This window comes from Facklamia sp. P12932 (genome assembly GCF_050409545.1).
Taxonomy (GTDB): Bacteria; Bacillota; Bacilli; order Lactobacillales; family Aerococcaceae; genus Facklamia.
On the sequence record NZ_JBNUPG010000005.1, the window covers coordinates 25,364 to 45,484 of the forward strand.

Sequence of the window (20,121 nt, forward strand, 5' to 3'; positions counted from 1 at the left end):
CCTCCTTATTTCGTAGACTACTTAAAGCGATAGGTAATGCGGCCACGAGAAAGGTCATAAGGGGATAATTCAACAGTGACTTTATCTCCAGGTAGAATACGGATATAATTCATACGGATTTTACCAGAGACGTGTGCTAATATTTCATGACCATTCTCAAGTTCTACCTTGAACATAGCGTTCGGTAGAGTTTCCATAATAATACCTTCTACTTCAATTACATCATCTTTTGCCATTCACTTACCTCCTATGGACGAAGTTTTATAATTTACTTAACACTTCTTGAATCTTGCTATAAACTTGATCGATAGAATTTTCTCCACTCACTCGGTGCAACAATCCAAGTTCTTCGTAATAAGCTAGAATTGGTTGAATCGATTCCATTTGGAGATTAATACGATGAGCAACTTTTTCAGGTTTATCATCTTCACGTTGATAGAAGTCATGAGCGCCACATGAATCACATGTGTTCTCTACTTTTGGTGGATTATAAATCTTATGGTAACTTGCTCCACAAGATCCACAGATAATTCTTCCACTTAAGCGTTCTTTTAGAACTTCAGGAGCCACATCAATGTAAATAACGGCATCGATTTTAGAATCGAGGCTTTCAAGGTTGTCACTTAAAGCGCGGGCTTGTTGTAAAGTTCTTGGATAGCCATCCAACATAAAGCCATTTTCTTTTACGTCGCTTTGATTTAAACGTTCTTTAACAAGTCCGTTAGTAATTTCATCTGGAACGAGATTACCATTGTCGGTATATGATTTCGCCTCTAGTCCTAGTGGCGTCTCATCTTTAATCGCTTGCCTGAATATATCGCCAGTAGCAATATGGACAACCGGATAGTCTCGAGTAATTTGTTCACTCTGAGTTCCTTTACCAGCCCCAGGTAAACCCATTAATAATATATTCATTAATTAATCATCCTTTATATTTGTCTATTACGCAATTATAAATTCAAGAAACCTTGATACCGACGTTTAATCATACGACCTTCAATTTGCTTAGCTGTTTCAATCGCTACTCCAACTACAATTAGCAAACTTGTACCTGACAAAGCAATATTAGCGGGAACTTTCCAAATGAAGCTCACGACAATTGGTAATAGTGCAATCACTGTTAAGTAAATTGAACCTACACCACTCAAGCGATTAATTAAACGAGTAATGTAATCTTCAGTATCTTTTCCTGGCCGTACACTCGGAATATATGCAGCTTGTTTCTGTAAGTTTTCAGCTACCTTTTCTGGATTCACTTGAATTAATGAATAGAAGAAGGTGAATGCGATTAAAAGAATTGTATAGAATACCGCACCATACGGATGCTGAATGTTTAATACCTTGCTAAGTAATTCCATCACGCCACCTTCAGGATTTGGATTAATTAAACCGATAATCGTTTGAGGCGTAGTTAAAAATGATGTCGCAAAGATGACTGGAATAACTCCAGCAGAGTTAATTTTTAGCGGCAAATGCGCCATATGTCTAGCGCCAGATACTTTTTTGGAGTGGTGGATCGGGATGCGACGCTGAGCCCTTTCCATTATGACGACAATGGTTGTCATAACAATAAGAGCTAGAACAACTCCTAAACCAATTAGAATATTGATTCCCAATTTGTCGCCAGCTCCAATGATCATCGTATTCACAAAAGCGACAACTTCCTGTGGAATTTGTGCTAGAATACCTGACATAATTAAAATAGAAATCCCATTACCGACACCCTTACGTGTAATTTGTTCACCTAACCAAACGAGTAACATGCTGCCAGCTGTTAAGACAAGAGCAATTGTTAAATAGGTGGAAGGTTGTGGATTCTTAATTAAACCTAAACCGGACATACGGTTTAAACCATATGAAAGACCAGCTGATTGGATATAGCCTATGACTATGGCTAAGTATATCGTCCACTGGTTTAATTTACGTCGTCCCACTTCACCTTGCTTGGCCCATTCAGTAAACTTTGGAATAATATCCATTTGTAAGAGTTGAACAATAATGGAAGCTGTAATATAAGGCGAGACTCCCATAGCAAACAGTGAATACCGGCCTAAGGCTCCTCCACCAAATGTGTTTAAGAGCCCCAAAAGACCATTACTTGCTATTGAATCTAAAACTTTCGCATTTACTCCTGGCATAGGGATATGCGATCCTAATCTAAAGATTGCTAAAATAAACAAGGTGAAAAGAATTCTTCTTCTAACATCTCGCGAACTAAAAGCATTCTTAATAAATGTGAACATTAGATCACCTCGATTGAACCGCCAGCTGCAGTAATAGCTTCCTCTGCAGTTTTAGAGAACTTGCTAGCTTGAACAGTCAATTTTTTCTCTAAGTTACCCTCACCTAAGATTTTTACTCCTGATAATTCTTTTTTAATAACACCTGATTCAATCAATAAAGCCGGTGATACAACGGTTCCCTCGTCGAACATATTTAATGTCTCAAGATTAACAATTGCATAGTCTTTACGATTAACATTAGTGAAACCACGTTTTGGCAAACGTCTGAATAGAGGTTGTTGTCCTCCTTCAAATCCTAACCGTACACCGCCACCTGAACGCTGTTTATGTCCGCCTTGTCCACGACCAGCTAATTTACCGTTACCTGAACCTTGTCCACGACCTACACGGTTACGTTCCTTGCGCGCACCTTCAGCGGGTTTTAATGTGTGTAATTTCATATTGGCACCTCCTTATACTAGTATACTAGATTTAAGCTTCTTTTACTTCTACTAAGTGACTAATTGTTTGGAGCATTCCACGAATAGCTTCATTATCAGGTTTTATAACGGTTTTATAAGTTTTTGTTAACCCTAAAGCTTTGGCAGTAGCTACATGATTCTTTTTACGACCAATTAGGCTACGTTTTAAAGTGATTTCTAAGTTTGCCATGGACTTTCCTCCTAACTTAATAATTCTTCTACTGTTTTACCACGCAATTGAGCCACTTCTTCAACCACTTTTAGTTGCTTCAAAGCTTCAACAGTCGCGCGAATCATATTAATAGGTGTATTAGAACCTAATGATTTAGAAGTTACATCAGCAACACCTGCTAATTCCATAACGGCACGAACAGGCCCTCCTGCAGCCACTCCAGAACCGGCTTGTGCTGGTTTAAGCAGAACGCGTCCACCACAGAATTCACCGATAACTTCATGAGGAATCGTTGTTCCTGCCATTGGGACAGTTACTAGGTTTTTCTTAGCCGCTTCGATTGCCTTACGAATTGCTTCTGGAACTTCTTGAGCTTTACCGGTTCCAAAACCAACGTGTCCTTCTTTATCTCCAACAACTACAAGTGCTGAGAAACGTAAACGACGTCCACCTTTTACAACTTTAGTTACTCGGTTAATCGCTACTACACGTTCTTCAATTTCACCTAAATTTTCTGGTTTAATATTAACCATCGATCGGTTTCCTCCTTTTCTTAAAATTCGAGTCCATTTTCACGTGCAGCTTCAGCTAAGGCTTTAACACGTCCGTGATAGATATATCCGCCACGGTCAAATACTACGACTTTAATTCCTTTTTCAGCAGCGCGTTCAGCAATTAATTTTCCAACAGCAGAAGCTTGTTCTGTTTTACTTGCCTTAGCTACTGACTCATCTTTACTAGAGGCACTTGCTAGCGTCACACCCGCTACGTCATCAATTAATTGAGCGTAGATGTTTGTATTTGAACGAAATACGTTTAAGCGTGGGCACTCAGCAGTACCAGAAATCTTATTACGAATACGATTATGGCGTTTTTTACGCGACTTATTTTTATCTGGTTTAGTAATCACAATGGTCACCTCTTTAATTTAATTTTGAATTTAATTTGATAAATAATTCGATTATTTACCAGTTTTACCTTCTTTGCGAATAACATATTCATCAACATAACGAATTCCTTTGCCTTTATATGGTTCAGGTGGTCGAATGCCACGAATATTAGCTGCTAATTCGCCAACTTTTTCTTTATTATAACCGTTAACAATGATTTGTGTGTTTGAAGGAACTTCAAATGATACACCTTCTGAAGCTTCAAACTCAACCGAGTGTGAAAGACCTACGTTTAGAACTAACTTAGTACCTTGTAATTGAGCACGATATCCAACACCAATTAATTGAAGTTCTTTTTTAAAGCCTTCAGAAACACCAACAACCATATTATTAATTAAAGAACGGGTTGTTCCATGTAATGAGCGATTTACTTTTGAATCGTTTGGACGGCTAAATGTAATCTCTGATTCATTAATTTCAATCTTGATGTTTGGACTAACTTCTCTAGTTAATTCACCTTTTGGTCCTTTGACAGTCACTGTATGACCATCCATTGAAACGGTTACGCCAGCTGGAATTGTTACGGGATTATTTCCTATACGACTCACAGGGGCTGCACCTCCTTTAATTTTATAAGTTTTACCAAATATAAGCTAACACTTCGCCACCAATACCTTGTTGACGAGCTTCTTTATCTGTTATCACACCATTTGATGTTGAGATAATTGCAATCCCTAAACCATTTAGTACTTTAGGAATATCTTCTGACTTAGCATAAATACGTAATCCTGGTTTAGAAATACGCTTGATACCAGTAATAACCTTTTCATCATTACGGCCATACTTCAAGAAGATAGTGATTTCATTTTGTTTGTTATCTTCAGTGATTTCAAAGTTTTTGATGAAACCTTCTCTTTTTAAGATTTCAGCAATCGCAACTTTAGCATTTGAAGAAGGTGCAGATACTATTTTATGTCCTACACTGTTTGCATTACGAATTCTTGTTAGAAAATCTGCAATTGGATCTGTCATTGCCATGTGGATTTACCTCCTTTGATTAATTATATATTTCTTACCAGCTTGCTTTTTTAACGCCTGGAATTTGTCCTTTATAAGCAAGTTCGCGGAAGCAAATACGGCAAAGCTTGAACTTACGGTACACAGAGTGCGGACGACCACAACGTTCGCAGCGAGAATACTCTTGAACCTTGAACTTTGGTTTGCGTTGGTTTTTAATTCTCATTGATGTTTTAGCCAAAGATAATGCCTCCTTTATTTCTTGAATGGCATGCCTAATTCTTTTAGAAGGGCATGTGATTCTTCATCAGTGTTTGCAGTAGTTACAACAACAATGTCCATTCCACGTACTTTATCTACATTATCGTAACTAATTTCCGGGAAGATTAATTGTTCTTTAACACCTAGTGTGTAGTTACCACGACCGTCGAATGCACGGCTTGAAATCCCTTGGAAGTCTCTTACTCGTGGTAGTGCGACCGAGATTAATTTATCTAAGAAATCATACATTCTTTCGCCACGTAAAGTTACTTTTGCACCAATTGGCATGCCTTCACGTAAACGGAAACCAGCGATTGATTTCTTAGCTTTAGTAATGATTGGTTTTTGCCCAGAAAGTAAAGTTAATTCATCCACTGCTTTTTCTAAGTTTTTAGCATTTCCAGTTGCGTCACCCACACCCATGTTGACTACGATTTTCTCAACTTTTGGGACTTGCATAATTGAAGAATAATTAAATTGCTCTACCAATTTTGGGGCAACTTCATTAAGATATTTTTCTTTTAAACGATTTGTCATTTAAAGTTCCTCCCTTCTAATTAATTGATAGTTTTATCTGATTTTTTAGCAAAACGAACTTTTTTGCCATCTTCAAAGCGGTAACCTACACGACTTGCTTCGCCAGTTTCTGGATCCACTAATTGAACATTTGATACATGAATCGCTGCTGGGAATTCTTCAATTCCACCAGTTTGTGTTTGACTTGGCTTACGATGTTTCTTCGCAATGTTAATTCCTTCTACAACAACTCTATCTTCACTTGGAATACTTTTAATAACCGTACCTTGTTTCCCTTTATCTTTACCAGAAATCACAAGGACTTTATCTCCTGTTTTAATACGCATGAACTGTTTCCTCCTTTTTCTTAAAATTACAGAACTTCTGGAGCTAATGAAACAATCTTCATGAAGTTGTTATCACGCAATTCACGTGCAACTGGTCCAAAGATACGTGTCCCACGTGGGCTCTTATCGTCTCGAATAATTACACATGCATTTTCGTCAAACTTAATATAAGAACCATCCTTACGGCGAGCTCCTGATTTAGTTCGAACGATTACTGCTTTAACAACATCACCTTTTTTGACAACTCCACCTGGCGTTGCGTGTTTAACCGTTGCAACGATGACGTCGCCTATATTAGCTGTTTTGCGCCCTGATCCGCCTAACACTTTAATTGTCAACACTTCACGAGCTCCTGAATTATCAGCAACTTTTAATCGACTTTCCTGTTGAATCATTTCGTTATCCTCCTTCCGATTTTCGCAATTATTAGATAATTACTGCTTCTTCAACAATTTCTAATAAACGGAAGCGTTTCGTAGCAGATAATGGACGAGTTTCCATGATACGTACGATGTCGCCTTCTTTAGCTTGATTTAACTCATCATGAGCTTTATATTTCTTAGAATATTTTACACGTTTACCGTATTTAGGATGAATTTTACGTGTGTCTACTTGCACAGTAATGGTTTTGTCCATTTTATCTGACACTACACGTCCTTGGTAAACTTTACGTTGGTTACGTTCAGTCATTTAATATGTGCCTCCTTTGTCGTTTTTACTTAGACAATTCTTGCTCACGCAAGACTGTTTTTATGCGAGCAATAGATTTACGTACTTGACGTAAACGGGCAGTGTTTTCTAATTGTCCTGTTGCTAATTGGAATCGAAGGTTAAACAATTCTTGCTTGAATTCTTTTTCTTTTTCAACCATTTCAGCAGTGGATAATTCTCTTATTTCATTAATTTTCATTCGATTCACCACCATATTCTTCACGTTTTACAAATTTTGTCTTGATTGGCAATTTATGGGAAGCTAAACGGAAGGCTTCTCTAGCGATCTCTTCGCTCACACCGTCAATTTCAAATAGAACTTTTCCACGTTTTGTAGGTGCTACCCATCCTTCGGGTGCCCCTTTACCTTTACCCATACGAACACCAATAGCTTTACTTGTATATGATTTATGAGGGAAGATCTTAATCCATACTTTCCCACCACGTTTCATATAACGTGTCATAGCGATACGGGCAGCTTCGATTTGACGGTTGGTAATCCAACCTGTTTCTGTAGCTCTTAGACCGTATGATCCAAAGTCAACTTGCTTTCCACCTTTTGCTTCTCCGCGCATTTTACCACGGAATTCACGACGGTGTTTTACACGTTTAGGTACTAACATGATTAATTTCCTCCTCTCTGAGAGTTATTTTTAGTTGGTAAGATTTCACCACGACAAATCCATACTTTCACTCCAAGTTTTCCATATTGAGTGTCTGCTTCTTCCCAAGCATAATCAATATCAGAACGTAGCGTATGTAATGGAACTGTTCCTTCAGTATAGTGCTCAGTTCTTGCCATATCCGCACCATTTAAACGGCCAGAAACCATCGTTTTAACTCCTTTAGCGCCAGCTCTCATCACACGTTGGATGGCTTGCTTTTGAGCCCGACGAAATGCCACACGGTTTTCTAATTGTTGAGCGATATCTTCTGCAACTAATTTAGCATCTAATGCTGGTTCTTTAATTTCAACAATGTTTAATTGAACTTGTTTGCCGGTTAATTTATTTAGTTCAGCACGTAATACGTCGACTTCTGATCCACCTTTACCAATTACCATACCTGGCTTAGCTGTGTTAACAGAAACTACAACGCGGTTTGCTGCACGTTCAATTTGAATAACGGATACAGAGGCATCAGCTAATTTCTTGTAGAGATACTCACGAATCTTGATATCTTCGTGTAAATAGTCTGCATATTGCTTGTCTGCGTACCATTTAGTATCCCAATCGCGGATGATGCCAACTCGCATTCCAATCGGATGTACTTTTTGACCCATTAATTAAGCCTCCTCTTTTTCTGATACCACAATTGTAATGTGGCTTGTACGTTTTAAGATCGGTGAAGCTGACCCTTTAGCACGAGGACGGAAACGTTTCATGGTTGGTCCTTCGTTAACGTATGCTTCACTTACATACAACGTTTCTAAATCTAAGTCATAATTATGTTCAGCATTTGCAATAGCTGACATTAATACTTTTTCTATAATTGGTGAACCAGCTTTTGGAGTGAACTTCAAAATAGCCATTGCTTCTCCAACTTGCTTGCCCCTGATAAGATCCATTACTAAGCGAGCTTTACGAGGAGCAATTCGAACTGTTTTTGCCATTGCCTTAGCAGATGTAATTTGTTCAGACATCTTATATACCTCCTCTTATTAGCGTTTCTTAGTTTTCTTATCTTGGTCAACGTGGCCTCTATATGTACGTGTAGGAACGAACTCTCCTAACTTATGACCGACCATATCTTCTTGGATAAATACAGGCACGTGCTTACGGCCATCATATACAGCAATTGTCATCCCAATAAAATTAGGGAAAATTGTTGAACGACGAGACCATGTCTTAATCACTTGTTTTTTTTGGGCATCTTGTTGAGCCTCTACCTTTTTCATTAAATGTTCATCTATAAAAGGTCCTTTTTTCAAACTACGAGTCACAATGTAGCCTCCCTTCAGAATTTATTGGTTATTATTTCTTACGTCCACGAATAATTAATTTGCTAGATTTCTTCTTAGCGTTACGAGTTTTAACACCCATAGCTTTTTTACCCCATGGTGTCATTGGTGATGGACGACCGATTGGAGTACGACCTTCACCACCACCGTGTGGGTGATCGTTAGGGTTCATTACAGATCCACGAACAGTTGGACGTTTTGATAACCAACGAGAACGTCCTGCTTTACCAATATTAATCAATTCGTGTTGTTCGTTACCAACTGTTCCGATCGTTGCACGGCAAGTTGATAAGATCATGCGAACTTCACCTGAGTTCAGACGAACTAGAGTGTATTTGCCTTCTTGTCCTAAAACTTGAGCACTTGTACCAGCTGAACGAATTAATTGTCCACCTTTTCCTGGTTTTAATTCCACGTTGTGAATAACTGTACCAACCGGAATATTAGATAGTGCTAAAGCGTTTCCTATTTGGATATCCGCATTGTCACCGGACTCAATTTTTTGGCCTACTTTAAGGCCTTTAGGTGCTAGAATATATGTTTTAACACCGTCTTCATAATGCACTAGAGCAATGTTAGCAGTACGATTTGGATCGTATTCAATTGTTTTAATTGTTCCGACTACTCCATCTTTATTACGTTTAAAATCAATCACACGGTAAGCACGTTTATTTCCACCACCGTGGTGACGTACGGTTATTTTTCCTTGACCATTACGACCTGCACGTTGTTTTTTTGACTCTAACAAGCTTTTTTCAGGTGTTTTTGTAGTGATCTCTGAAAAATCATATCCAGTCATGTTACGACGTCCATTAGTCGTCGCTTTATAATGTTTAATTGCCACTGCGTTACCCTCCTATTTTAATATTTTCCAGAATTACTCAGCGTCTTCGCCAAACAATTCGATCCGGTTTGAATCTTCTGTTAAGGTAACCACTGCTTTTTTGTACTTACGAGTGAAACCTTGATAACGTCCCATTCTCTTTGCTTTTCCATCTACATTAATAGTATTAACTTTCGCTACTTTAACACCTTCAAACATTGCTTCAACAGCTTGCTTGATGTGAGTCTTATTAGCACGACGGTCAACTTCGAAAGTATATTTATTATCATCAATGGCTAGCATTGATTGTTCGGTAATTACTGGACGTAATAAAACTTCTGATAATTGCATTATGCTAAAGCCTCCTCTACTGTTGAAAGCGCAGCTCTTGTAATTAAGATACGATCCGCATTAATTACATCTAAAACATTCACATTCAAATCATCAATCACTTTTACATTTGGAATGTTACGTGCAGATAAGTACGCTGTTTCATTTGCACCTTCTAAGATTAATAATGTTTTGCTATCAATATTTAAGTTGTTTAATACCGCTTTGAATTCTTTTGATTTTGGTGCGTCAAAGACTAATTCATCAACAACTGTTAACTTCTCAACCATAACTTTTTGAGATAGTACAGAGTTTAAGGCTAAACGACGCATTTTCTTAGGTAATTTGTAACTGTATGAACGAGGTGTTGGTCCAAAGACAATTCCACCGCCTACCCACTGTGGTGATCTAGTAGAACCTTGACGCGCACGTCCAGTTCCTTTTTGTCTCCACGGTTTACGTCCTCCACCGCTAACGGCTGAGCGATTTTTAACCGCGTGAGTCCCTTGACGTAGTGAAGCTCTTTGCATTACGACTGCTTCGAAAACTACCGCTTCATTAGGTTCAATTCCGAAGATTGCTTCGTTTAATTCAACTTCTCCTGCTTGTGTTCCATCTTGTTTAAATAATGTAACTTTTGGCATTTGCTCGTTCCTCCCCTCTTAGATATTATTTAACTGTTTTAATTGCTTGTTTAATTTCAACGAGTGACTTCTTAGCACCTGGAACGTTTCCTTTAATAAGAATCACATTGTTTTCGCTATCTATTGATACGATTTCCAAGTTTTGAATAGTGATACGTTCGCCACCAGTTTGTCCAGGTAATTTTTTACCTTTAAACACTTTAGAAGCGTCTGACGCCATACCCATTGATCCAGGACGACGGTGGTAACGAGAACCGTGAGCCATAGGTCCACGAGATTGTCCGTGGCGCTTAATAGCTCCTTGGAAACCTTTACCTTTGGATGTACCCGTCACATCGACGATGTCACCAACTGCGAATGTTTCAACTGTGATTTCTTGCCCTACTTCATATTCTCCTAGCTCAACATCACGAAATTCGCGAACGAAGCGCTTAGGAGTAGCATTAGCTTTTGCTACATGACCCTTATGTGGTTTGTTAGTCAATACTTCACGTAAATCTTGGTATCCTACTTGAACTGCTTCATAGCCATCTGTTTCAACTGTTTTAACTTGTAAAACAACGTTTGCAGGAGCTTGGATAACAGTAACAGGAATTAATTCACCATTTTCAGTAAAGTATTGAGTCATTCCGACTTTAGTTCCTAAGATTCCTTTGGTCATGAGTACACCTCCATTATTTTATTTTTTATAATTTGATTTCTACGTCCACACCACTTGGTAAGTCTAACTTCATTAAAGCGTCTACTGTTTTAGCAGTAGGGTTAACGATGTCGATCAAACGTTTGTGTGTACGCATTTCGAACTGCTCACGAGAATCTTTATACTTGTGTGTTGCACGAATAACTGTATAAACAGAACGGTCTGTTGGTAAAGGGATTGGACCCGATGTCTTAGCCCCTGTTCTTTGAGCAGATTCAACTATTTTCGCTGCAGAAACATCAAGAGCACGGTGCTCATATGCTTTTAAGCGAATACGAATTTTTTGATTTGCCATTTTTATTTCCTCCTTCGTCAATATAAAATATGTGACTTGCTCCACAAGAATTTCTAACAAACCAGCCCTTGGCAACTTGTCCTGGCGTGTCACAACCTCTCGTTTCACTGCATATCTCCCTCTTCTCGAGGGATTGTGCCCATTTCGGGGCAGAACCCTCCAATTGACACAACCGATATTATACCGAAGATAGATTGCTAATGCAAGCGATAATCAAAGCTTTCTTGAGTATTTATAAAAAAAGATAGCTTTTATGTTTTTTAGCTGCAGGAAAACTAATATCAATTTTCCTAGAAAAACATAATTGCTACCTTATTATATAGAGGATTTTAAATTATCTTACTTTAATTGTTTTTTAGCTTTTAAAGCAGCCACAGTAATGTAATTATACGGTTGGTTAAAGTGAGGTAGGAAGAAGGTATCTAATAAGGCCAACTTATCAATCGTAACTTCTTCTTGAATAGCTAGTGAAAACATATGGATTAATAAAGATACATCGTAATCTGAAGCTAGCTGAGCCCCTACTATCCGACGACTTGTCTTTTCATAGACAATTCTTATTTTGACTTGATGATTTTCAGGCATAAATCCGGGAAATTGTGTATCTTCATGTTCTACATAGTCTACATCAACACCTGCTAGTTCAGCTGCCTTTAACGTCAAACCAGTTGAGACTAATTTTAAGTTGAAAATATTAATTCCGTTTGATCCCTGTACACCAGCTCCTTCCAACTCAGTACCTGCAAGGTTATGAGCTGCAACAATACCTGATCGAACCGCATTAGAAGCTAAGGCAATGTATGTTGTATCCTGAATGGCATTGGAGTAATTGCTGGCACAGTCTCCAATCGCATAGACATCATCATCTGATGTTTTAAAATGGCGGTCTACAAGATATGCTCCACCTTCAAATAAGTCGAGATGGTCTTTACCTAACTCGGTATTCGCTTGGAAGCCGATTGAATTAATTACCACATCTGCTTCATAAGTGCCCTTATCTGTTCTCACAGCCTTAACTTTACCGTTTTCACCGATATATTCTTGAACTAATTCACCAAAATGTGTTGATATGCCATTACGCTCTAAGTTTTGGTCCATCATCTTAGCGAATTCAGGATCATAGTAACTAGCTAGTGAAGTTTTTTCAGCATCAAAAATGCGAACGTTTTTTCCACGTCTCTTAGCAGCTTCAGCAATTTCGACACCGATATAACCTGCACCAATTACACAAACATTTTTTGCCCCTTTATCTGCTAAGGCTTTATCAACCGCTTGTCCTTCTTGGAATAATTTTAAGAAGTGTAATCCTTCCAAATCATAACCCGGAAATTTAGGAGTGATTGGCAATGATCCTGTAGCTAAGATTAATTTATCATAGCTTTCCTCAAGTTTTTCGCCATCTTTTTTCAGAGCGTATACCTTTTTATTCGAAAAATCGATGTTAGAAACCTCAGTTTCAGTATAAATTCGGGCTCCTTTTTTAGCGAAAGCCTCCTCGTTTGTATAGAAAAGACCCTTATAATCATCAATTTGACGACCTACCCATAAAGCTGTTCCGCAGCCAAGATAAGAAAGATTTGAATTACGTTCCAACATCACAATTTCGTGCTCTGGATAATTTTCTAACAAAGTATTTGCCGCTGCTATTCCAGCATGGTTTGTTCCAATGATGATCACTTTCATAAATATTTCTGCCTCCAAATTGTTTTTTTCACAAGCTAATTGTACGCCTATATTTTACCATACTCTCGAAAATAAGACAATTTTTACCCTTCTTTTTATCATGTGCTTTCATTAAACATTTTAGCGTTTAAATAAGCAACACTATTAAACTTACATAGCGTTAAAAACAATAATTTTTGTGGCTTATTTTAGATTGACAAGTAATAGTGTGCATTATATAATACGATAAGTTGCACTACTTAAATTTTTAGGAGGTTTGTTGATGAAACGTGTTTATGCATTTGGTGAAGGAAATGCCAAAATGAAGGATCTATTAGGCGGTAAAGGAGCCAACTTGGCTGAAATGACTAGTCTAGGCTTCCCTGTTCCCCAAGGATTTACTATTTCGACTCAAGCATGTTTGGAATACTTAGAGGAAGCTAAGGGGTTAAAAACTGAGCTTAAAGATGAAATTGCCGAAGCCGTGAGCCATCTTGAAGAAATCTCAGGCAAGACCTTTAATGATCCAGAAAAATTATTATTAGTTTCCGTTCGCTCTGGAGCAAAAATCTCTATGCCAGGTATGATGGATACTATATTAAACTTAGGGCTTAACGATGAAAATGTCTTAAAATTAGCTCAAATCACCAACAATGAACGTTTCGCATACGACTGTTATCGTCGTCTTCTACAAATGTATGGGAACGTCGTTTATGAAATCGATATGGCTAAGTTTGAAAAAATTCTTAAGCAAGTTAAATTAGACAATCATTTGCACTATGATTACGAATTGACAGCTGAACACCTTAAAGGAATTGTTAAAGATTATCAAGCTATCTATCAAGAAGAATTGAACCATCCATTCCCTCAAGATGTTTACCAACAGATTTACGCAGCGGTTGAAGCTGTCTTCAAATCTTGGAATAATCAACGGGCTATTGTTTACCGTCGCTTAAACAATATTCCAGATGACTTAGGTACTGCTGTTAACATCCAAGAAATGGTCTTTGGTAATAGTGGCGAAACTTCTGGTACAGGTGTTCTCTTCACACGTAATCCCGCAAACGGTAAGCACGAATTATACGGTGAGTACTTAACTAATGCACAAGGAGAAGACGTAGTTGCTGGTATACGTACCCCTGTTTCAATTAATCGTCTACGTGACCAATTCCCTAACATCTATCAACAAATCATAGAATTAACTAAGAAACTTGAAAAGCACTATTCGGATATGCAGGATATTGAGTTTACGATTGAGGATAAAAAATTGTATATTCTGCAAACAAGAAATGGCAAGCGGACTGCTCAAGCAGCTGTCAAAATTGCGGTGGACTTTGTAAATGAAGGCATCTTATCACCCGACCAAGCCCTTCTAACTATTAATCCAGAATCCCTCCATACATTGCTACACCCTGCCTTTGATCCGAATGCTCTAAATCAAGCTGAATTAGTTTCTAAGTTGGGCTTGCCAGCCAGTCCGGGTGCTGCAACTGGACAAATCGTTTTTGATGCAGTCACTGCAAAAGAGTGGGCAGATGCTGGCAAATCAGTTATTTTAGTGCGTCATGAAACTTCACCTGAAGATATTGTGGGTATGAACTCTGCTAATGGCATTGTAACCAGTCAAGGAGGAATGACTTCTCATGCAGCGGTTGTTGCTCGCGGAATGGGTAAATGCTGTGTAGCTGGTTGTAGTGAATTGGACATCAATGAAGATAAGAAGACTTTATCTTATCCTGGTGGTCAACTAAATGAAGGAGATATCATTTCTGTAGACGGTACGACAGGATGTCTTTACATCGGTGAAATCCCAACAGTTGCAGGCGGAGCAAATGAAGACTTAGATAAGGTCTTAGAATGGTCTCGTCAGCATGCTCAATTAGCTATTCGTATGAATGCCGAAACAGCTTCAGATATTGAAAACGGTTTACGTTTTGGAGCAGTTGGTATTGGACTAGTTAGAACTGAACATATGTTCTTCCAAGAAGACCGTCTAATAGCCATCCGCAAATTCTTACTTGCCAAAAACCCTGCTGATCGTCAAACATCTTTAGATGCTATCCGTAATTTCCAAACCGAAGATTTTTCACATATCTTTGAGTTAATGCAAGAAAAACCAGTGGTAGTACGTTTGTTAGATGCTCCTTTACATGAGTTTTTACCGCATGGTCAAAATGAAATCAAACAAGTTGCTAAACAACTTCAAATTGATGCTTCTGAATTGAGTGACCGGGTGCAGTCTATGAAGGAAGTTAACCCTATGATGGGCCACCGTGGTTGTCGTATGGGAATGTCCTACCCTGACTTATATATCATGCAAGCAGAAGCAGTTATCCGATCAGCTATGAAAGTAGCAAAAGACGGTGTTAAAGTTAAACCAGAAATCATGATTCCTTTAGTGAGTAGTCAAGCTGAATTAATTCACTTGAAAGCAAAAATAAAAGAACACTTAGAAAATGTTCTAAAGCAAGAAAAGGTAAGTATGGAATTTACAGTTGGAGTAATGGTTGAAACACCTCGTGCATGCTTAATTGCCGATCAATTAGCAAATGACGCTGAATTCTTCTCGTTCGGAACCAATGACTTGACTCAACTAACCTTTGGCTACTCACGAGATGACGCTGGTAAATTCTTAAATCAATACCTTGACCAAGGCATTTTAAAAGATGATCCTTTCCAAACTATTGATACTTTTGCTGTTAAAGAACTTGTTGAGATAGCTGTAGAACGAGGACGATCCGTGAAAGAAAACTTGAAAATTGGTGTTTGTGGAGAACTAGGAGGAGACCCTCGTTCCATTGAACACTTCCACCAAGTAGGGCTTTCATATGTATCTTGCTCACCTTACCGTGTACCAATTGCACAATTAGCCGCTGCACAAAGCGCTATTAAAAACGTATAATTAATTAACTAGGAGGGGAACTATGAAACTTTCACCCCGACAAGAAGAAATCATCTCAATCGTTAAAGAAAATGAACCAATCACCGGCGACGAAATTGCTAGTAAGCTTGGTTTAACAAAATCAACATTGCGTAGTGATTTCGCTGTCTTAACCATGACGGGCATCCTCGATGCTCGTCAAAAAGTAGGCTATATTTATTCTGGATTAACTGAAAAATCCTTATTATATGAAGCATTTTCAGAGTATCTTGTTAAAGATATTATGGTCCAGGCTATCACAGTTACACCTGATACTACAGTCCAAAACGCAATTACTCACTTATTTATGTATGATGCTGGTTCTATCTATGTAATTGATGAAGAAGACCACAAGCTAGCAGGTATCGTGTCGCGTAAGGATTTACTCCGCTCAGCGATTGGTCAGTTAATGGATACACCCTTAACCATTATAATGACCAGAATGCCAAATATTATTGTCGCTCAACCCGATCAAACGGTGCTTGATGCGGCACGCCTAATATCTGAACACCAGATTGATTCACTGCCAATCGTAACCGCTGACTATGAAATACTTGGCAAAGTATCAAAAACTCATATCGTGAATCTTTTGGTTGAATTAAGCCAATCGGAGGAATAATATGTCAGTAACCAATTCTTACAAATTCTATGTCATTTCCGACTCTGTCGGTGAAACAGCCCTACGCGCTACCAACGCCGCTTTAGCCCAATTCCCAAAGTTAACCAACATCAGTTTAAAAAGATTTCCATTTATTAACACCCGGGATGAATTAAAACCCATACTTGAAGAGGCTGCTAAAGTGAATGCGATTTTAATCACTACTTTAGTTGATGAAGGTCTAGAAAATTACGCCAGTGAGTTCTCAAAGAAAAACGGATTAGATTATCATAATGTAATCCACCCCATTCTAGACCTTATTTCACAAAAAACAAATATGACAGCTACTGAAAAATCAGGAACCCTACATCGACTCGATGATCACTACTTCGATCGTATTCAAGCCATTGAATTTGCAGTGAAGTACGATGATGGTAAAAATCGTAAAGGATTCGAATTAGCTGACATTGTATTGCTAGGAGTTTCACGCTCTTCCAAAACACCTTTAAGTATGTACCTAGCTAATAAATCATATAAGGTAGCCAACTTACCAATTTTTCCAGAAGTTCACATTCCTGATGAAATCTATCAGGCTGATTCACGAAGAATATATGGTTTGATTGCCTCTCCTCTATATATCCAAAACATTCGTAAAAAACGAGTCGAAATGATGGGGTTAGGTGAAAAAGCTACTTACTCTTCACTTGAGAGAGTAAAGCAAGAATTGATGTTCGCAGATGATTTATATCATCAACTAGGTGCCACCGTGATTAATGTAGAGAATCAATCGATTGAAGAGTTATCTGAACAAATCATTGGTCACTATAATCGACTGATTCAATAAATCGTAATTACAATCACAAAAAAGCTCGCTCATTCAATTAAGAATAGCGAGCTTTTTGTTTTGATTAGTTTTAGAATCTTTGCTGTTCTTCTTCTTTTTCTTCGTGTTCAATGCTTTTTTCAATATTTTCTAGTTGACGTGCAGCAAAATCCTTACCACCTATTCCAACTGCAAGAGCGAAGGCAACAGCTACCGCACTAAGAATAATAATAAAGGCCGCGTTAACAATTGTTGGAGCAAACTTTAATTGGTTCAATGTCATGAAAATCGCCAATACAATAATAGCATAACGAACAAATTCTCCAAATACTTTACTACCAGAAACTTCTTTCAAAAAGCTTGCAAGAATATTACCACCAATTACTCCTACCGCTAAGATTAACGCCGCAGCTATTACATCAGGGATGTAGGCAATAATAGAAGTGCCTATCGCATTTAATACTTCTAAGTTAAGAACTGAAATAGCTTCGACAATAAAGAAAATAAGTAATAGTGATTTAGCCACTTGAGCAATCACGCTTGAAATTTGGATATGGCTTTCACCTTTAAAATTTAAATATTTTGAATATTGGTCGATACCAGATGTCTTTAATAGGCTTTCTAATAAATCACCTAACAATTTTGCAATGAAGCCACCGACAAAAACAAGAATAACTGCCACAATTATATTAGGAATTGCTGACATTACAGAGTTTAATACACCGACAATCGGTGCTGAAATAGTCTGAATACCTAGTGTTTCAAGGGCCACTGTTAAAATCGGAATAAATATTAAGACATAAACAACGGTCGAAAACACTTCAGCTAGATGTGTATCATTGACTCTTTCTTTTTCTTCCTGCCCCGTCATCTTACTATACCACTTATCTAAATTGAAACCTTCTAGTAAGTTTTGCGTTAACTGTTTAACAAACTTACAGAATAAGTTGCCAATGAATATAATTAAAACGGCTGCAATAATGTTTGGAATGTAAGCAAAAAACTTCGCAAACATATTAGATATTGGATCAACAACCCCTGCCAATCCTAATCCATTTAAAATGAAAGGTACAAAGAAAAGTACAATAATAAAATATAATAAAGTGCCTATTGTTTCTAAGAAGGCATTAGATTCCTCATCGGTTCTAGCTAACCCCCATTTTTGTAATTTCAAGTCAAAGTCGATACTCTCCATAGCCTTAATCGCATATTTTCTCGCAAAATGCGCCAAAATCAATGCTGCTATTAATAAAAGTAATGAGCCTATTATTCCAGGAATAGAGCTAACAACACTGTTAAAATCCATCGTCATTCCCCTTTCTAAATTTTATTTACTTTTAGTATAGCATGATTAAGCTTGATACAACAAACATTAATCTAAAATAAAAAAGCCAAGTACTTTGCTTGGCTTTTGTTCTTAATATTTAATTAAGCATTAATTTTAGTAACAGTACCTGCACCTACAGTACGTCCACCTTCACGAATTGAGAAACGAGTTCCGTCTTCGATAGCGATTGGGTGAATTAATTCTACTGTCATAGATACGTTGTCACCAGGCATAACCATTTCAGTTCCTTCTGGTAATTCTACAACACCTGTTACGTCAGTTGTACGGAAGTAGAATTGAGGACGATAGTTAGTAAAGAATGGTGTATGACGTCCACCCTCTTCTTTAGAAAGTACATATACTTCCGCTTCGAACTTAGTATGTGGAGTAATAGTTCCTGGAGCTGCTAATACCTGTCCACGCTCAATATCATCACGTGTAACTCCACGTAATAATGCACCAATGTTGTCCCCTGCTTCAGCATAGTCTAACATCTTACGGAACATTTCTACACCAGTTACTGTAGACTTCATAGTATCTTCAGCGATACCTACAATTTCAACTTCGTCACCTACACGAACTTGTCCACGTTCAACACGTCCTGTAGCAACTGTACCACGACCAGTAATAGAGAATACGTCTTCGACTGGCATCATGAATGGCTTGTCAGTGTCACGCTCTGGTTCTGGAATATATGCATCTACTTCTTCCATTAGCTCTAATACTTTAGCTTCATAAGCTTCGTCGCCTTCTAAAGCTTTAAGAGCAGAACCTGCGATTACTGGAATGTCATCTCCTGGATAGTCGTATTCTGATAACATGTCACGAACTTCCATTTCAACTAATTCTAATAATTCTTCATCGTCAACCATGTCTACTTTGTTTAAGAAGACTACGAAGTAAGGAACTCCTACTTGACGCGATAATAAGATGTGTTCACGAGTTTGTGGCATTGGGCCATCAGCTGCAGATACAACCAAGATCGCACCGTCCATTTGAGCAGCACCAGTGATCATGTTCTTAACGTAGTCCGCGTGTCCTGGAGCGTCAATATGTGCATAGTGACGGTTAGCAGTTTCATACTCGATATGAGAAGTGTTGATTGTGATTCCACGTTCTTTTTCTTCTGGAGCGTTATCGATTGAAGCATAGTCCTTAGCTTCACCGAATCCGTTTTTAGCTAATACAGTCGCGATTGCAGCTGATAAAGTTGTTTTTCCGTGGTCAACGTGTCCTAAAGTACCAATGTTAACATGCGGTTTCGTACGTTCGTATTTTTCTTTTGCCATTTGAGTAAATCCCCCTAATTTTAAAGTGTTTATAGATTATGTAATCTATCAAAATTATTATACCAAAGATATTGAAGTGAATTCAACGGATATTTCCCTTAACCTTGGTCTTTCTTCTTAATAAGCCTTTAT

General features: G+C 38.0%; 30 protein-coding genes. 3 read left to right on the forward strand and 27 right to left on the reverse strand.

All coding sequences use genetic code 11. The features are described from left to right. Positions 1-17 precede the first annotated feature (17 nt). From infA to nox, 25 genes are all read right to left on the reverse strand, one after another. Entirely contained in the window at positions 18-236 is a 219-nt protein-coding gene (gene infA / locus ACQV2P_RS03450) for a translation initiation factor IF-1 (protein ID WP_090289497.1), read from the reverse strand. Between the two features lie 25 nt (positions 237-261). Further along, a complete protein-coding gene (locus tag ACQV2P_RS03455) occupies positions 262-915 on the reverse strand; it encodes an adenylate kinase (RefSeq protein ID WP_428873266.1) in 654 nt (217 codons plus the stop codon). Between the two features lie 35 nt (positions 916-950). Continuing rightward, complete coding sequence (gene secY / locus ACQV2P_RS03460) at positions 951-2,243, reverse strand: preprotein translocase subunit SecY (RefSeq protein WP_428873264.1); 1,293 nt, start codon at positions 2,241-2,243, stop codon at positions 951-953. Continuing rightward, positions 2,243-2,683: a 50S ribosomal protein L15 gene (rplO, locus tag ACQV2P_RS03465; RefSeq protein WP_428873262.1), complete on the reverse strand. Its 441-nt coding sequence runs from the start codon at positions 2,681-2,683 to the stop codon at positions 2,243-2,245. Before rplO ends, secY begins: the two co-directional genes overlap by 1 nt. A gap of 31 nt (positions 2,684-2,714) precedes the next feature. Continuing rightward, positions 2,715-2,894, reverse strand: coding sequence for a 50S ribosomal protein L30 (rpmD, locus tag ACQV2P_RS03470; protein ID WP_428873260.1), 180 nt, complete (start codon positions 2,892-2,894; stop codon positions 2,715-2,717). An 11-nt stretch (positions 2,895-2,905) separates the two neighbouring features. Beyond that, complete coding sequence (gene rpsE, locus ACQV2P_RS03475) at positions 2,906-3,409, reverse strand: 30S ribosomal protein S5 (protein ID WP_428873259.1); 504 nt, start codon at positions 3,407-3,409, stop codon at positions 2,906-2,908. 20 nt (positions 3,410-3,429) lie between these two features. After that, positions 3,430-3,786 (reverse strand): 50S ribosomal protein L18, encoded by a 357-nt coding sequence (gene rplR / locus ACQV2P_RS03480; RefSeq protein ID WP_428873258.1) that lies wholly within the window; start codon positions 3,784-3,786, stop codon positions 3,430-3,432. A gap of 51 nt (positions 3,787-3,837) precedes the next feature. Continuing rightward, positions 3,838-4,374, reverse strand: coding sequence for a 50S ribosomal protein L6 (rplF, locus tag ACQV2P_RS03485; RefSeq protein ID WP_428873256.1), 537 nt, complete (start codon positions 4,372-4,374; stop codon positions 3,838-3,840). 31 nt (positions 4,375-4,405) lie between these two features. Beyond that, complete coding sequence (gene rpsH, locus ACQV2P_RS03490) at positions 4,406-4,804, reverse strand: 30S ribosomal protein S8 (protein WP_428873254.1); 399 nt, start codon at positions 4,802-4,804, stop codon at positions 4,406-4,408. 34 nt (positions 4,805-4,838) lie between these two features. After that, positions 4,839-5,024, reverse strand: coding sequence for a type Z 30S ribosomal protein S14 (locus ACQV2P_RS03495; RefSeq protein WP_428873252.1), 186 nt, complete (start codon positions 5,022-5,024; stop codon positions 4,839-4,841). A gap of 14 nt (positions 5,025-5,038) precedes the next feature. Continuing rightward, the gene (gene rplE / locus ACQV2P_RS03500) at positions 5,039-5,581 is read right to left on the reverse strand and encodes a 50S ribosomal protein L5 (protein ID WP_428873250.1); all 543 of its coding nucleotides are present in this window, start codon (positions 5,579-5,581) and stop codon (positions 5,039-5,041) included. A gap of 20 nt (positions 5,582-5,601) precedes the next feature. Continuing rightward, the gene (gene rplX, locus ACQV2P_RS03505) at positions 5,602-5,907 is read right to left on the reverse strand and encodes a 50S ribosomal protein L24 (protein WP_428873248.1); all 306 of its coding nucleotides are present in this window, start codon (positions 5,905-5,907) and stop codon (positions 5,602-5,604) included. A 26-nt stretch (positions 5,908-5,933) separates the two neighbouring features. Further along, on the reverse strand, positions 5,934-6,302 hold the full coding sequence (gene rplN / locus ACQV2P_RS03510) for a 50S ribosomal protein L14 (RefSeq protein ID WP_090289509.1): 369 nt from the start codon (positions 6,300-6,302) through the stop codon (positions 5,934-5,936). A gap of 31 nt (positions 6,303-6,333) precedes the next feature. Beyond that, positions 6,334-6,597 carry a 30S ribosomal protein S17 gene (gene rpsQ / locus ACQV2P_RS03515; protein ID WP_428873246.1) on the reverse strand — a complete coding sequence of 88 codons (264 nt, stop codon included), beginning with the start codon at positions 6,595-6,597 and terminating at the stop codon, positions 6,334-6,336. Positions 6,598-6,622: 25 nt separating this feature from the next. Continuing rightward, positions 6,623-6,817: a 50S ribosomal protein L29 gene (gene rpmC / locus ACQV2P_RS03520; protein ID WP_090289511.1), complete on the reverse strand. Its 195-nt coding sequence runs from the start codon at positions 6,815-6,817 to the stop codon at positions 6,623-6,625. Beyond that, on the reverse strand, positions 6,807-7,241 hold the full coding sequence (rplP, locus tag ACQV2P_RS03525) for a 50S ribosomal protein L16 (RefSeq protein WP_258436790.1): 435 nt from the start codon (positions 7,239-7,241) through the stop codon (positions 6,807-6,809). Before rplP ends, rpmC begins: the two co-directional genes overlap by 11 nt. A gap of 2 nt (positions 7,242-7,243) precedes the next feature. After that, positions 7,244-7,900, reverse strand: a complete 657-nt coding sequence (gene rpsC / locus ACQV2P_RS03530) for a 30S ribosomal protein S3 (protein WP_428875089.1) — start codon at positions 7,898-7,900, stop codon at positions 7,244-7,246. 3 nt (positions 7,901-7,903) lie between these two features. Continuing rightward, entirely contained in the window at positions 7,904-8,260 is a 357-nt protein-coding gene (gene rplV, locus ACQV2P_RS03535) for a 50S ribosomal protein L22 (protein ID WP_428873243.1), read from the reverse strand. 18 nt (positions 8,261-8,278) lie between these two features. Beyond that, positions 8,279-8,560 carry a 30S ribosomal protein S19 gene (gene rpsS / locus ACQV2P_RS03540; RefSeq protein ID WP_090289515.1) on the reverse strand — a complete coding sequence of 94 codons (282 nt, stop codon included), beginning with the start codon at positions 8,558-8,560 and terminating at the stop codon, positions 8,279-8,281. A gap of 31 nt (positions 8,561-8,591) precedes the next feature. After that, the gene (rplB, locus tag ACQV2P_RS03545; RefSeq protein WP_428873242.1) at positions 8,592-9,422 is read right to left on the reverse strand and encodes a 50S ribosomal protein L2; all 831 of its coding nucleotides are present in this window, start codon (positions 9,420-9,422) and stop codon (positions 8,592-8,594) included. A 33-nt stretch (positions 9,423-9,455) separates the two neighbouring features. Then, the gene (locus tag ACQV2P_RS03550) at positions 9,456-9,752 is read right to left on the reverse strand and encodes a 50S ribosomal protein L23 (RefSeq protein WP_090289517.1); all 297 of its coding nucleotides are present in this window, start codon (positions 9,750-9,752) and stop codon (positions 9,456-9,458) included. Then, positions 9,752-10,375, reverse strand: coding sequence for a 50S ribosomal protein L4 (gene rplD, locus ACQV2P_RS03555; RefSeq protein WP_428894632.1), 624 nt, complete (start codon positions 10,373-10,375; stop codon positions 9,752-9,754). Before rplD ends, ACQV2P_RS03550 begins: the two co-directional genes overlap by 1 nt. A 25-nt stretch (positions 10,376-10,400) precedes the next feature. Further along, positions 10,401-11,036, reverse strand: coding sequence for a 50S ribosomal protein L3 (gene rplC, locus ACQV2P_RS03560; protein ID WP_428873239.1), 636 nt, complete (start codon positions 11,034-11,036; stop codon positions 10,401-10,403). A gap of 25 nt (positions 11,037-11,061) precedes the next feature. Continuing rightward, positions 11,062-11,370 (reverse strand): 30S ribosomal protein S10, encoded by a 309-nt coding sequence (rpsJ, locus tag ACQV2P_RS03565; protein ID WP_428873238.1) that lies wholly within the window; start codon positions 11,368-11,370, stop codon positions 11,062-11,064. Positions 11,371-11,709: 339 nt separating this feature from the next. Next, entirely contained in the window at positions 11,710-13,053 is a 1,344-nt protein-coding gene (gene nox / locus ACQV2P_RS03570; protein WP_428882165.1) for a H2O-forming NADH oxidase, read from the reverse strand. A gap of 262 nt (positions 13,054-13,315) precedes the next feature. Here nox and ppdK point away from each other — a divergent pair, with 262 nt between their 5' ends. Genes ppdK through ACQV2P_RS03585 form a run of 3 tightly spaced genes read left to right on the forward strand, consistent with a single transcriptional unit; the run spans position 13,316 to position 17,394 of the window. Beyond that, entirely contained in the window at positions 13,316-15,934 is a 2,619-nt protein-coding gene (gene ppdK / locus ACQV2P_RS03575) for a pyruvate, phosphate dikinase (protein WP_428894633.1), read from the forward strand. Positions 15,935-15,956: 22 nt separating this feature from the next. After that, the gene (locus ACQV2P_RS03580) at positions 15,957-16,571 is read left to right on the forward strand and encodes a helix-turn-helix transcriptional regulator (RefSeq protein WP_258436781.1); all 615 of its coding nucleotides are present in this window, start codon (positions 15,957-15,959) and stop codon (positions 16,569-16,571) included. A gap of 1 nt (position 16,572) precedes the next feature. Continuing rightward, positions 16,573-17,394 (forward strand): pyruvate, water dikinase regulatory protein, encoded by an 822-nt coding sequence (locus ACQV2P_RS03585; RefSeq protein WP_428875347.1) that lies wholly within the window; start codon positions 16,573-16,575, stop codon positions 17,392-17,394. A 70-nt stretch (positions 17,395-17,464) separates the two neighbouring features. Here the strand turns inward: ACQV2P_RS03585 and ACQV2P_RS03590 are convergent, their stop codons facing one another. Together ACQV2P_RS03590 and tuf are read right to left on the reverse strand one after the other, a co-directional pair. Continuing rightward, positions 17,465-18,679 (reverse strand): mechanosensitive ion channel, encoded by a 1,215-nt coding sequence (locus ACQV2P_RS03590; RefSeq protein WP_428875349.1) that lies wholly within the window; start codon positions 18,677-18,679, stop codon positions 17,465-17,467. 122 nt (positions 18,680-18,801) lie between these two features. Continuing rightward, positions 18,802-19,989 carry an elongation factor Tu gene (tuf, locus tag ACQV2P_RS03595; RefSeq protein WP_428873231.1) on the reverse strand — a complete coding sequence of 396 codons (1,188 nt, stop codon included), beginning with the start codon at positions 19,987-19,989 and terminating at the stop codon, positions 18,802-18,804. Positions 19,990-20,121: the final 132 nt, after the last annotated feature.